Origin of the sequence: Stenotrophomonas maltophilia (genome assembly GCF_023518235.1) — a bacterium.
Classification (GTDB): domain Bacteria; phylum Pseudomonadota; class Gammaproteobacteria; order Xanthomonadales; family Xanthomonadaceae; genus Stenotrophomonas.
On record NZ_CP090423.1, the window covers coordinates 17,827 to 30,553 of the forward strand.

Annotated in this window: 12 protein-coding genes; 11 read left to right on the top strand and 1 reads right to left on the bottom strand. The window is 66.5% G+C overall.

The window, feature by feature from the left end:
• Nucleotide 1 precedes the first annotated feature (1 nt).
• The 6 genes from LZ605_RS00180 to LZ605_RS00205 all read left to right on the top strand — a co-directional run bounded on the left by LZ605_RS00180 (nt 2) and on the right by LZ605_RS00205 (nt 6,045).
• Nucleotides 2-415 (top strand): hypothetical protein, encoded by a 414-nt coding sequence (locus LZ605_RS00180; protein ID WP_249843377.1) that lies wholly within the window; start codon nt 2-4, stop codon nt 413-415.
• 234 nt (nt 416-649) lie between these two features.
• Complete coding sequence (locus LZ605_RS00185) at nt 650-1,168, top strand: terminase (protein ID WP_249843378.1); 519 nt, start codon at nt 650-652, stop codon at nt 1,166-1,168.
• Nucleotides 1,155-2,510, top strand: coding sequence for a phage terminase large subunit (locus LZ605_RS00190; protein ID WP_249843379.1), 1,356 nt, complete (start codon nt 1,155-1,157; stop codon nt 2,508-2,510). The genes LZ605_RS00185 and LZ605_RS00190 overlap by 14 nt, the downstream gene beginning before the upstream one ends.
• Nucleotides 2,507-4,552: a hypothetical protein gene (locus LZ605_RS00195; protein ID WP_249843380.1), complete on the top strand. Its 2,046-nt coding sequence runs from the start codon at nt 2,507-2,509 to the stop codon at nt 4,550-4,552. Before LZ605_RS00190 ends, LZ605_RS00195 begins: the two co-directional genes overlap by 4 nt.
• Nucleotides 4,553-4,567: 15 nt before the next feature.
• A complete protein-coding gene (locus LZ605_RS00200) occupies nt 4,568-4,918 on the top strand; it encodes a DUF2829 domain-containing protein (RefSeq protein ID WP_249843381.1) in 351 nt (116 codons plus the stop codon).
• A gap of 41 nt (nt 4,919-4,959) precedes the next feature.
• Nucleotides 4,960-6,045 (top strand): hypothetical protein, encoded by a 1,086-nt coding sequence (locus LZ605_RS00205; RefSeq protein WP_249843382.1) that lies wholly within the window; start codon nt 4,960-4,962, stop codon nt 6,043-6,045.
• 30 nt (nt 6,046-6,075) lie between these two features.
• On the opposite strand, the gene LZ605_RS00210 is transcribed toward LZ605_RS00205, so the two are convergent.
• On the bottom strand, nt 6,076-6,660 hold the full coding sequence (locus LZ605_RS00210) for a hypothetical protein (RefSeq protein WP_249843383.1): 585 nt from the start codon (nt 6,658-6,660) through the stop codon (nt 6,076-6,078).
• A 140-nt stretch (nt 6,661-6,800) separates the two neighbouring features.
• Between LZ605_RS00210 and LZ605_RS00215 the strand changes: the two genes are divergently transcribed.
• From LZ605_RS00215 to LZ605_RS00235, 5 genes are all read left to right on the top strand, one after another.
• Nucleotides 6,801-7,862, top strand: a complete 1,062-nt coding sequence (locus tag LZ605_RS00215) for a phage major capsid protein (RefSeq protein ID WP_249843384.1) — start codon at nt 6,801-6,803, stop codon at nt 7,860-7,862.
• A 46-nt stretch (nt 7,863-7,908) separates the two neighbouring features.
• A complete protein-coding gene (locus LZ605_RS00220; protein ID WP_249843385.1) occupies nt 7,909-8,220 on the top strand; it encodes a hypothetical protein in 312 nt (103 codons plus the stop codon).
• A complete protein-coding gene (locus tag LZ605_RS00225) occupies nt 8,220-8,753 on the top strand; it encodes a hypothetical protein (RefSeq protein ID WP_249843386.1) in 534 nt (177 codons plus the stop codon). The genes LZ605_RS00220 and LZ605_RS00225 overlap by 1 nt, the downstream gene beginning before the upstream one ends.
• A 69-nt stretch (nt 8,754-8,822) precedes the next feature.
• A complete protein-coding gene (locus LZ605_RS00230; RefSeq protein WP_249843387.1) occupies nt 8,823-10,235 on the top strand; it encodes a hypothetical protein in 1,413 nt (470 codons plus the stop codon).
• Nucleotides 10,235-12,715 (top strand): hypothetical protein, encoded by a 2,481-nt coding sequence (locus LZ605_RS00235; protein ID WP_249843388.1) that lies wholly within the window; start codon nt 10,235-10,237, stop codon nt 12,713-12,715. Before LZ605_RS00230 ends, LZ605_RS00235 begins: the two co-directional genes overlap by 1 nt.
• Nucleotides 12,716-12,727: the final 12 nt, after the last annotated feature.

The following is a 12,727-nucleotide window of genomic DNA, read 5'->3' on the forward strand; positions in this document are numbered from 1 at the left end:
CATGCGCAAGAAGACCGACAACCAGACGACCAGGCAGGCGGCACCGCACCGGCAGTTCCGCCGGTCAGCGGTCAGCCTTGCCGTGGCCAGCGAGGCGGACGTGCTGGTGGTGGCCAGGAAGGTGCTTTCCCGCGTGCGCGACATCCGCAACGCCCAGGGCGAGGGTAGCTATGTCTTCGGCGACCCTGCCTGCTGCATCTTCGCCCTGCGCATCGGCTCGGCAGCAGGGGAGGGCATGTTGCGGGAGCACCCCGACTGGCTGTTCGGGCTCTACGGCGCCGACACCGCCGACGGCAAACGGGTCAGTTTCCCCAGCCCGGAGCAGATCGCCGAGGACCTGCGGGAGCACTACGGCTGGGAGCAGCCAGAGCCCATCCGCTGGCCGATGCAATTGGAATTGTTCGCTGCTGCCTGATCGCCATTGATCGGAATGCTCAGGCTGGGATAACAGCAGCATGAGCGACCGCCAGACGCCATCCAGTCAGGAAGCCACCCGGGGCGAGTACCGGGACGACCAGCACGCAGGTGTCGACAACAGCGTGCAGCCGACACGGGGAATGCCGCGTTGCGGCGGCCATGGGGACTTGCCTCTCCATGGTGACGTTCATGCCCTCGGGAATCGGCAGCCTTGCCCGCAGGGGGCGAGCTGATGCCCCGCAAGAAGCCAGAAGCGCCTAAGGCCAAACCGGCCAAGAAGGCCGCAAAATCCCCTTCGAAGGGGGGCAGGCCCACCAAGTACCGCGCGGAGTTCACGCGCCAGGCCGCACTGCTGGGCCGTAGGGGCTGCACCGACCCGGAGGTGGCGGAGTTCTTCGGCGTAGCCCTGTCCACGGTCAACCTGTGGAAGATCAAGCACCCCGAGTTTTCGGAAGCCCTAAAGCTGAGTAAGGCCGAGGCTGACCTGCGGGTGGAGCGCGCCCTGTTCGAGCGGGCAACCGGCTACCGCTGCCGAGAGGACGACGTCCGGGTGGTGGAAGGGGAGGTGGTGGTCACCTCGACCGACAAGCAGTACCCCCCGGACACCACCGCAGCGATCTTCTGGCTGAAGAACCGCAGGCCAGGCAGCTGGCGCGACAAGCCAGAGGGCGAGGATGACGGCGATACACCAGCACCGGTCGCGGTCACGGTGAACGTGGTCAGCGGGCGCCGCCGGAATGCCAACCCTTAACGAACCGCAGGCCGCGTTCCTGCAGCTGCCGCACAAGTTTCGCGCCTTCGTGGGTGGGTTCGGCTCGGGCAAGACCTGGGTTGGCTGTGGCTCGCTGTGCAGCCACGTGTGGACGCATCCGCGCGTGCCGGCCGGCTACTTCGCGCCCAGCTATCCGCAGATCCGCGACATCTTCTATCCGACCATCGAGGAAGTGGCCTTCGACTGGGGGCTGCGCGCGCGCATTGTCGAGTCGAACAAGGAGGCCCACCTGTACTCAGGCCGCCAGTACCGCGGCACGATCATCTGCCGGTCGATGGACAACCCGGCCAGCATCGTCGGCTTCAAGGTCGGCAAGGCCCTGGTCGATGAGATCGACACCCTGAAGAAGCGGAAGGCCCAGGACGCCTGGCGCAAGATCATCGCCCGCCTGCGCGTGAAGGCCGACGGCCTGCAGAACGGCATCGATGTGACGACCACCCCCGAGGGGTTCAACTTCGTCTACGAGCAGTTCCACCAGCTGCCCAGCGAGAACCCGAAGCTGCAGGCGCTGTACGGCCTGGTGCACGCCAGCACCTACGACAACGAGGCCAACCTGCCCGACGACTACATCCAGTCGCTGTTCGAGAGCTACCCGCCGCAGCTGGTGCAGGCCTACATCGATGGGATGTTCGTCAACCTGACCACCGGGTCTGTGTATCCGGCGTTCTCCCGCACCGCCAACAACACGACGGCCGAGATCCAGGACGGCGAGGCGCTGCACATCGGCATGGACTTCAACGTGCTGAACATGACGGCCATCATCTGCGTGATCCGCGACGGCGAGCCGATGGCGCTGGCCGAGCTGACCGGCATCCGCGACACACCGGCGATGATCCAGGCGCTGCGGGACCAGTACGGCGGTCACCGCATGACGATCTACCCGGACGCCAGCGGCGACAGCCAGCACACCAACAACGCCAGCACGTCCGACCTGGGCCTGATCCGCGCCGAAAGGTCGATGACCATCGTGGTGCCGGCGGCCAACCCGCGCATCCGCTCGCGGGTGGTAAGCGTCAACGCCATGATCCTCAACGCCAAGCGCAGCCGTCGCTTCCTGGTGAATGTGCGTAACTGCCCGAAGCTCACCGAGGCGCTGGAGAAACAGCCTTACGACGCCAACGGGCTGCCCGACAAGACGACCGGTTTCGACCATCCGCCGGACGCACTGGGCTACTTCATCCACAGCAAATTCCCCGCCGCAGTGAGCGCGCGCGACCGACCGTCCATTGAACGGCCTCGGGTGCTGGTGCCCCATAGCCGCCAGTGGTTGGAGCACTCCGACCAGCCCTCACTCGCCGAACGTAGGAGATCCGCCCTGTGACCATGCCCACCGCCGACAGCTTCAACGACGCACTGGCGGCCGAGCAGGCAGCCGACGCAGAGCGCGAGGCGCAGGCCCAGGCGCTGGCACAGGAAGAGGCAGACGTAGCCAACTGGCACAAACGCATCAAGGAGTCGCGCGAGTTCGACAAGCACGCCCGGAAGGGCTACGCGCTGGACCGTCGCTACTGCCGCAACCAGGTCGATCCGGTCTATGACGTGAGCGTGCCGATCGCCGGCACCTACGTGAACCTGCTGACGTCGTTCCTGTACGCGCGCGACCCTGAGCCCGCCGTGCAGCCCGCCGAGTCGGTCGGCTCCAGCCGGGTGAAGCTGGCCAAGCAGGTCGGCCGCACGCTGGAGATCGTCATTGCCTCGCTGTGGAAGCGTGGTCGCCTGAAGCACGCTGCCGACGCCATGGTGCGTTCGGGCCTCAGCATCGGCATCGGCTGGATCAAGGCGGCATGGCACCGCGAGACCGAGCGCGACCCTACCACCGATCAGCGCATCGCCGACCTGCGCGCCAAGCTCGAATCCCTGGCCCTGATGGAAAGCGAGCTGGCCGAGGGAAACGCCGCCAACCCGGACCTGCTGAAGTCTCAGTACGAACAGCAGATGCAGACGCTGGAATCCCAGGTCGAGCACATCATCTACAACGGCCTGGTCTTCGACTTCGTGCGCGGCGAAGACATCCAGGTCTCCATGGACGTGGCCACGCTGAAGGACTACGCCATCTCGCCGTGGATTGCCCACCGCACCTTCATGCCGTACGACAAGGCGCAGGCCACGTTCCCGGAGCTGCGCGACGATCTGGGGAAGGCCGAGGCCTACTACCACGTGCAGCCCGAGAGCCGCGCGCGCGAGGATGGGTTCGCCCCGGCCGACGGCGTGGTGAGCGACAGCGACGCCGAGGTGTTCCGCAGCGCCACGGCAGCGGGGCAGGGCAGTGATGCCGGCCCACGCTTCCTGTGCGTCTGGGAGGTGTGGGACCTGACCACCAACCTGGTGCACACCATCACGCCCGGCCTGCGCCGCAACCTGCGCCAGCCGTATACCCCTGACCAGCGCAGTACGCGCTTCTACCCCTTCTTCCAGTGGGCGCCGCTGTGGGTAGATGGGGAGCGGCATCCGCAGTCGCTGGTGGACCGCTCACGCGCCCTGCTGGACGAATACAACCGCACCCGCACGAACTATCGGGAGCATCGCCGTCGCGCCATCCCGAAGCTGGGCTTCGACCGTGGTGCTGTCGAGCCGGACGACGCAGCGAAGCTGGAGGGCGCTGGCATCGGAGAGATGGTCGGCTTGGACCTGAAGGGCTTGCCCGCCACCAGCGTGCTGTTCCCCATCCAGTACAACCAGATCGACGCCGCGCTGTACGACACCGCGCCCATCCGCGCCGAACTGGAACTGATCTGGGGCATCCAGGAGGCGCTGTCCTCCAGCATCCAGACCGCGAAGACGGCCACCGAGGCCGACATCCAGCAGCAGGGAACCGAGTCGCGCCTGGGCTACAGCCGCGACAGCCTGGACGATGTGCTGGGCGAGGTCGCGCAGTACACCGCCGAGGAAGCCATGTCACCCGCCGGCCTGTCGCCGGAAGAGGTGAGCGACATTGCCGGGCCAGAGGCGCTGTGGTTCAACGCGACCCTGCCGGAGCTGGTCACCGCGCTGCTGAACGTCGACATTCGCGCGGGCAGCTCGGGCCGCCCGGCGTCCAACCTGCGCCGGCAGCAGTGGGGCGCGATCCTGCCGCAGCTGCAGGAGGCCGTCGTCACCATCGGTCAGATGCGCGGCGCAACGCCGTTCGACATTGCCAACAGCCTGGAGCAGCTGATGGTCGAAACCATCGAGCGCACCGGCGACACATCGATCGACGCCTACACCTTTATTCCGCAGGTGCCGCAGGTTGCGCCTGGCGCCGTTATCGACGCGCCAGCCATGCCCGGCATGCCGCCTGCTGACCCGATGCAAGCCCTTCCGCCGGCCGAAGCGCCGGCACCCACCGCAGCACCAGCGGGCGGCGTTGTCGCCCCGCCTCTCTGACCACAGGAGCAGACCATGAATGAACAACGCACCAGTCTTCCCGCATCCGAATTCACCTTCGGCCTCGATTTCGGCGGTGCACTGGACCACCTGAAGAAGGGCCGCCGCCTGGCGCGTGATGGCTGGAACGGCAAAGGCATGTTCGTCTACCTGGTCCCGCCGGCAAGCTATGCCGTGCAGACGGGCGCGGCAAAGGCGCACTTCGGCGAAGGCTCGATGGTCCCGTACAACGCCTACTTCGCCATCAAGAACGTCAACGACACGGTCAGCACGTGGGTGCCCAGCGTCAACGACTGCTTGGCCGATGACTGGTATGTGCTGCGCGATGAAGACGTCCAGCTCCCCGATCACCCTGGCCTGGGCTGATCGCCCGAGCCACGCCACCCGCCGCCAACTGAGGTTCCACCATGCACATCGAAGATCCGAACACCCCGGCCACGCCGGACACCACCCCGACCGACGTCCAGCCGGCCGACACTGGCGCACCGCCGGTTGCCGACGGCGGCGATACGCCGCAGCCCGCTGCTGCTGAGCTGGATGCATTCTCGGCTGGCGTTGAAGCCGCACGCGAGCAGGAGGCCCGCGAGGACCTACTGCCCGGTGATGCCCCAGCGGCAGCGGATGGCCAGCAGCCACAGGACGGCACACCGGCCACGCCGGCCGCCGCCGAGCCGAACGCACCGCCAGCCAATGAGCAGCCGCCGGCACAGCCCGCACATCCGCAGCAGCCGACCGTGGAGGACGAGGTAAAGCAGCTGGGCCTGAAGGAACGCGCGGCCGAGCGCTTCCAGGAGCTGCACACTCAGGCCCGCGACGCCCGCGAGCGGGTCAGCCAGTGGGAGGAAACGGTCCAGAGCACCGGGGCCACGCCGGAGCAGTTCGGGGGCGCACTGCGTTACCTGTCCGACATCAACTCGGGCGACCCAAAGCGCATGGCAGACGCCTACGAGCGCATGCAGGGCGAGCTGCAGTGGCTGGGCCAACAGCTGGGCCGCGAGGCGCCTGGCTTCGATCCGCTGAGCGCCCACCCGGACCTGGCCGGCCGCGTCACCTCTGGTGACATCACCCGCGACGTGGCGTTGGAACTGGCCCAGCACCGGCAGACGGGCCAGCTGCAGCAGAACCACACCCAGGCGCAGCAGGATCGCCAGCAGCAGGATCTGCAGTACCAGCAGGGGATCGCATCGGTGCAGGCGCTGGGGACGCATCTGCGCGCTGGTGATGCCCTGTTCGATCAGAAGCTGGCGCTGCTGGCGCCGACGATCGACATCATCCAGCGCACGCTGCCGCCGGCGCAGTGGCAGACCGAGATCCATCGCGCTTACCTGGCCCTGCCGGCCACCGCGGTTGCCGCGCCAGCTGCAGCGGCACCTGTCGCCCGCAGCGCACCGAACCCGATCCGGGCGAACTCCGCCGCGCCGGTGGCGCCGCAGATCACGCCCGAGAACGCGTTCGACATCGGCGTCCAGGCGGCCAGGGCACGCGGGCTGTAACAGAGAAGGGGCCTTCCGGCCCCTTTCTCTTTAATCGACCTTCGGAATCGAAACCACACTGAAAAGTGGCTCTTCCCCGATCTGTCGACCGTCCGGCCGGATCAGCCATGCCGACCACGCAGTGAATCGCCGGCGGCATCCAGACAGCCCGTTGCCCCTACTCATTTTCCCGTCGAGCGAGATAACTGCGTCGCCGTTGCCGCGCTGGGCGTAGATGGCGAACTCTTCGCCGATGATGATCGAAGCGTTCCAGTACCCCTCTTGCCGGTCCACGGTCGCATCGATTCCGGCCACCCGGATCTCCACCTGAAACTCGCCCCCCACGTAGGTGACGGTTCCGTTCTCTCGGGGGGAGAACACGCCGGTTTGATCGCCTGTCAGGCAGATAGCCGAAAGGCCTCCGCCTTGGCCTTGGTTGGCGTCGACGGACATGAACCACTGGCCGTTGTTGCGGTAGAAGCGTCCTGCTGGCACTTCCGATGCTTCAGCCACGAAGAACGCGGTTACGGGAAAGCTCATTCCATTGCCCCTTTTGGTGTAGCCGGCTTGCCCCGGCTCGGCGAGTGTACCGCCAGCGCCCATTGACGCGCCCACCAGCGCTGGCATCTTGACCACCGAGCGGCACACCAGCCGCCCCGCGTGTGACGTAAGCCGGGTTCGCCGCCGGTAGCGCTGTAACGAGCCTCGCGCCCTCGGAACGCGGAAAGACCCTCAGCCCTCGCGGGCTGGCCATCTTTCCTTCCGAGGCCACTCCTATGCCGCTTACCGCCGCACAGCTGCTGTCTGGTGCCAATACCCAGATGCAGTCCTACGCCAACAACGACCCCATCGACCAGTTCACCACCCAGCGACCGCTGGCCAACTGGCTGATCCAGAACCGCCAGGATTCGATCTTCGGCAACGGCGTCTTCAACGAGAAGATCCGCTACACGAACGACTCGAACTACCAGAACTACACCGGTGACGACCAGGTCACCTACAACCGCAAGAAGACCGTGCGTCTGGCGCCGTTCCAGGCATACGAGGCCTTCGACGGCTTCACCCTCAACGAAACCGAGCTGGCCAACAACGGCATCATCCTCACCGATGACCGCAATGCGGTCATGACCGAGGCCGAGAAGATCCAGATCGTCAACATCCTCCAGGAGAACTGGACCACCCTGAAGGATGGTTTCCAGGAGAACTGGGACATCGAAGTGCACCTGGACGGCGCCACCAACCCGAAGGCTGTTCCGGGTCTGGACGCGCTGGTCAGCACTACCCCGACCGTGGGTACCGTCGGCGGCATCGATCGCGCGGCCACCCCGTACTGGCGCAATTGGGCCGACATCGGCATCAGCACCGCCACCGCCGGCAACCTGATCTCGCACCTGGAAACTCTGTGGCGCAAGTCCATCGCCTACGGAAAGTTGGGTGCACCCGACTTCATCGTGGTCGGCTCGGACATGTACGACGCCATCCAGGCGGACGCGCTGAAGGTCATGAGCCGCCAGATCACCATGGGCACTTCGGCCACCGGCGGCGTCACCCTGGACCCGTCCACCAAGGCGCTCGCCTTCAAGGGCGTGCCGGTGGTGTGGGATCCGACCTTCGACGCCCTGGACGATCTGCTGGGCGCCATCGCGGTGCCGTGGAAGAAGCGCGGCTACTTCCTCAACAGCAAGTCGCTGAAGCTGCGCCCGGTGAAGGGCCGCTGGATGGTCCGCCGCACGCCGCCGCGCGTGTACGACCGCCACACCCACTACTTCGGCATGACGGCGCACTACGGCCTGACGCTGAAGAAGGGCAACAGCAACGCGGTCTTCTCGATCGCCTGACCCCACGCAACGCCGGCGGGGCATTCCTCGCCGGCAGGAGAACGAAATGCCGAACGTGAAGACGCTCCCGACCGGGGGCACCATCGTCAAGCTCAACAAGACCCCGCTGCTGGGCGGCTGGGGCCGCGAAGGCCTGGCCAACCTGGGTGACAACACCACCGTGACCACCGGCGTTCTGCTGCAGGGCCATGAAGCGCCGGCCGACGGCAGCACCCCGGCCGCTGGCAGTTCGGGCTGGTTCACCCTGCTGAGCGCAGCCGCCAACCTGGCGCCGGTGGTCGAGATCGCCGACCTGCCGGACTTCATCCGCACCGGCACCGCCGCAACGGCGCCGATCACCCTGGAGGGCGTGCAGTAATGGCCAAGACCGTATCCCTGCTGTTGCTGACGTTGGTCATCGACCGCGACGCGACCACCAAGCTGCCGGTGCAGATCTTCGACTACGAGCTGCCGATCGTGGAAGAGCTGTATCCGCCCGAATCCATCAGCGAGTCGAAGCGCGAGGCCATCGAGGTCAAGGACTTCGACGTCTCGGAAGTCTTCGCCGGCTTGCAGAACAAGTACGGCCGCACCGCAGAAGGCGCTGAGGCGCTGAAGAACGCGTACCGCAACGAGCGCGAGTTCGCCAAGGCCGTGCAGGCCAGCATCGACTCGGCCAAGGACGAAGCCGAGCAGGTTGACCAGGACGACGAGGAAGACGACGGCCAGCCGACCGAGCTGGAAGCCATCGCCGGAAAGACCGTCGCCGAGATCGAGGCGGCGCTGGACAACCTGACCGACGAGGACCTGCACGAGCTGGCGGCGATCGAGAACGCCCGCGAGAAGCCGCGCAAGGGCGTGCTGGATGCCATTGCTGCGGCGCTGGGCGACCAGGGCAGCGAAACCGTTTAAGTCCGCTGGCGGCGGGCTGGCGGCCGGCCGGGGCGACTCGGTCGGCCGTTTTTCTTTCTGGAGAACGATATGGGCGGCAACAACGCACCGATCATGGTCAACGGCGGTAACGTCTACGACAGCCCGCTGGGGTATGACGCGCCGATCAACTACGACACCGGCCAGGTGAACCTGTCGTCGCTGGGCGTGGAATGGTCCCTGAAGAAGGCACGGCAGGAGGTGATCCGCCGCCTCGGCTTCGTGGTCGAGCCGGTGAAGGTGCAGCGCACGTTCGACCAGCTGCGACAGACGGTATCGACGGCGCTTGGCTTCACCTACGTGGGCACGCCTGCGCCGCGCACGATGGCATCGCTGCGGTTGGATCTTCTGCGTCGGCTCGGCTTCTCTGCTCAGGCCACGGCCGATGCCTGGGCGCCGGGCGTCAAAGAGCTGCTGACCAACTTCCTTTCCGAAGCGCAGGTGGCGCTGCAGCACCAGTACCGGCTGAGCGTCAGCACGCCGCTGGCGCCGTTCCATGACGACGCCGACGTGACCACGCTCGATCCGTGGGCCGTCTTCCTGCTGGCGCTGGCCAACGGCAAGGCCCACCACGGCCAGCAGGACGCGAAGGCCTACTACGACCAGCTGGGCGGCTACATCACCACCGTTGCGAAGTCTGCGGACGTGGACCAGATCATCAACACCGCGCAGGACTCGCTGCTGCAGCGGTATGCAATGGACCGCTACGGCGACGGGAAGGCGCCGCTGGTCGAAGGCGACGACAAGACCCTGATCGACGGCGTGGCCGTGGAAATGCAGGCGATCGCCGATGCGAAGGCAAAGTACGGCCAGAAGGATGCCGAGGCCTACTACAGCCGCCTGCAGGAGATGGCACAGCGTCGGCCGTTCGACCTCGACGCGATGGTCGACAGCTTCATTCGTGACGCTCAGGACCAGCTGTATCAGCAGTACAAGGAGCTGCGCACCGAGCGGTGGTGGACCATCCAGTGCGTGCCGGGCGCCAACCTGTACGACGTGCCGCTGGATCTGGATCAGTACCTGGACTTCCGGCGAATCACCTGGGCGGGCATTCAGGACGACGTGCAGTGGATGCCCCTGATCGAGGGCATCGACCCTGTGCTGTACACCAGCACCTCGCTGAGCAAGCCAGCCTATTACCGGATCACCGGCTGCATCGAGATCTTCCCGGCACCGGACCGCGCGTACACGATCAAGATCCGCGGCCATCTTGGCCTGAAGTGGCTCACTGGTGATGGCGATCTGCTGACGGTCAACAGCCGCGCGGTGTTCCTGCATGCTCTGGCGAACGCGAAGGCGCACTACAAGCAGCCCGACGCCGGCAACTACATGCAGCAGGCCCAGGCCTACGTTCGGCAGCTGATCTCCGGCTCCCACGGCACCCGGCGCTACATCCCCGGCGCGCGGCAGATTCCGCCGGCCCGGCGCCCGATTCCCGTTGGCGGCTGGCCGGAGGGCAACTGATGCGCGCCACCTACCTGACCGCCGTAAAGGCCGGCATCACCCGCCTGCGCGACAAGGGCGGCGCGTCGGAGGATGCGCTGTTCGACCTGCTCAACGGCTACGTGACCGCAGCCCGCACCATCCGTATGCGCCAGGCCGCGCGCATCCAGCTGGACCTGCCGCCCGGCACGATCGGACTGACCTCCTTCAAGGGAGCGTTCGTGGTGTATGCCGACCAGGTGATGCCGGCGGGTCCCGGCTACTCGGTGGTGGTGCTGAGGCATCCGAGCAACGGCGCGGCGACTCTGAAGGAGATCCACTACTCGCTGCCGTACCTGGGATTCCTGTACGTGGTGGCCGAGTTCTCCGATGGGTCGACCTATCACTACTGGCTGGAAGAGGGGAAACCCTGGGCACCTAACACCACGTACCTGCCCGGTGCGCTGGTAAGCCCGACAACGCCCAACGGCCTGGCCTATTCGCTGGTGGGCACCGGTGGTGGCCACGCAACATGGGAGGCCTACGCAGCACGCACGGTGGGTAACGTGGTGGTGCCGTCGGCCAACAACGGCTTCAAGTACACGGTCAGCTCGGTGAGCGGTGCCAACGCGCGCTCCGGCGACACCGAACCGCAGTGGCCGGCAACAGCCGGCGGCACCGTGAACGAGGACGTGCCACTGGAGAACCCGTTGGGGAACGTTGGCAGCGGCACGGCCGGCGGCTCGGTTCCGCAGTGGACTGCTGCCAAGCAGGCGGCCAAGGGCGATCTGATCAGGCCGGTGAACCTGCCCAGCCCGACGGCGACGGCTCCAATCAACGGCAACTTCACCGACGGCAACACCGGCTGGGATCTGGAAGGCGGTGCGCACATCGTTGCGGGCAAGCTGGAGCTGCCCGGGCGAATCAGCGATGGCGCCGCCGTGAACCAGGCGCGCTTCGTCGTCGCAGATGGCGGATCACTCACCGCGAACTGCCTGATCGAGCAGGGACCGGCCAAGGCTGGCGCGACGCGCGGCTGGGTGGAGGTCCGGTGGTACGACAAGGACGACGTGATGATCTCCTACACGCAGGGGAACATCGTCAGCAGCGATGCGGCGATCTCCACTGCGGTGTCACCGAAGCCTGCAGGTGCTTCGTACGCCCGCGGCGTCATCGCACTGTGGTCGGTGGGTGACCATGATCACGTGACCGGCGCTGACAACCTGACCGTCAGCGGCGCGGTGAACGGCCTGCCTGCGGGCCTTGTCTACCGCGCGGTGCAGGACGTGGTGGCGCACACCGGCGCCACTGAACCGGCCTGGCCGAACATCCTCGGCAAGCGTGTGGTCGATGGCGGCGTGACCTGGGAGGCGATGGCGATTACCCGCGTGACGTGGACTGCGTCTCCGCTGTACGTCAGCGGCAGCAGCGAACCGGCATGGCCAACCAACGTCGGCGGCACCGTGGTGGACGGCAGCGTGACCTGGCAGGCCGTGAGCCGGCGGGTAGAGGACCCGAACTGCCCGAACAGCAAGGTGGTGCTGATCGGTGCCTCGAAGGTCTTCGCCGGCGATGGCGACACCGTGCCCTACAGCGCAACCGTGGCGCCGAAGGACTGGAGTAGCGCCAACGATGCAGGGTTCCTCCCCACTGGCCTGCAGAACTACGGCGCGAACCCAGTGGCAGCGATGGGGCTCTATCGCGGCAACCTGACCGTCTTCAACGCCGAGGCATTCCAGCTGTGGCAGATCGATGAAGACCCGGCCAGCATGTCGCTGCTCGACGCGCTGCCGGTGGGTAGCACCCAGCACCGCGCCATCGCAGCCGTCGGCAACGACCTGTTGTTCCTGGCCAGTCAGGGCGTGCGCAGCGTGGGTATCGCCGCCAGCAGCACCAACTTCCAGGCTGGCGACGTGGGCATGCCGATCGACCCGCTGGTGCAGGCGTGGCTGGCCCAGCCTTCAGTGGTGCCGCGCGGACTGTACTTCCCGGCTGCCGGCCAGTACTGGCTGATGTTCGCGAAGGACGGCCAGACAGAGGTGTTCGTCTACACCATGACCCAAATCGGGCAGGTGGGCGCCTGGTCGCGGTACCTGCTGCCTTTCGAGGTCCACACGTGGACTATCCAAGGCGACTCCCTCTATCTGCGTTCGGCCAACCGCATCTACCGCATGGTGGACGGCGCGATCGGGGACGAGCTTTCCCCGGGCGTGTTCACCCCGTTCCAAGGCGTCATCCAGTGGCCGTGGCTGGACTTCGGCCCGGCAGGCGTCACGAAGATGCTCTATGGCTTCGAGGTGGTGGGGCGGGGCAAGGTCGGCATCCAGGTCGGCTTCGACCAGACCAACGGCGGGGCGTTCACCCCTGCATACCAGGTCGACCCGGACACGCTCACCGGTGGGCCTGTCCCAATGTCGATGGCAGCGCCGACGTTCGCGGTGCGGCTGGTCTACGACGGCACCGAGGCGTGGCAGTGGAATGCTTTCGGCTTGTACCTGCAGGACTTCCGCCCGATGGCGTGACCATTGATCAAG

Coding starts and splice junctions, on each gene's coding strand:
- LZ605_RS00180 (WP_249843377.1), top strand. CDS start 2: ATGCGCAAGAAGACCGACAACCAGACGACCAGGCAGGCGGCACCGCAC.
- LZ605_RS00185 (WP_249843378.1), top strand. CDS start 650: ATGCCCCGCAAGAAGCCAGAAGCGCCTAAGGCCAAACCGGCCAAGAAG.
- LZ605_RS00190 (WP_249843379.1), top strand. CDS start 1,155: ATGCCAACCCTTAACGAACCGCAGGCCGCGTTCCTGCAGCTGCCGCAC.
- LZ605_RS00200 (WP_249843381.1), top strand. CDS start 4,568: ATGAATGAACAACGCACCAGTCTTCCCGCATCCGAATTCACCTTCGGC.
- LZ605_RS00205 (WP_249843382.1), top strand. CDS start 4,960: ATGCACATCGAAGATCCGAACACCCCGGCCACGCCGGACACCACCCCG.
- LZ605_RS00215 (WP_249843384.1), top strand. CDS start 6,801: ATGCCGCTTACCGCCGCACAGCTGCTGTCTGGTGCCAATACCCAGATG.
- LZ605_RS00220 (WP_249843385.1), top strand. CDS start 7,909: ATGCCGAACGTGAAGACGCTCCCGACCGGGGGCACCATCGTCAAGCTC.
- LZ605_RS00225 (WP_249843386.1), top strand. CDS start 8,220: ATGGCCAAGACCGTATCCCTGCTGTTGCTGACGTTGGTCATCGACCGC.
- LZ605_RS00230 (WP_249843387.1), top strand. CDS start 8,823: ATGGGCGGCAACAACGCACCGATCATGGTCAACGGCGGTAACGTCTAC.
- LZ605_RS00235 (WP_249843388.1), top strand. CDS start 10,235: ATGCGCGCCACCTACCTGACCGCCGTAAAGGCCGGCATCACCCGCCTG.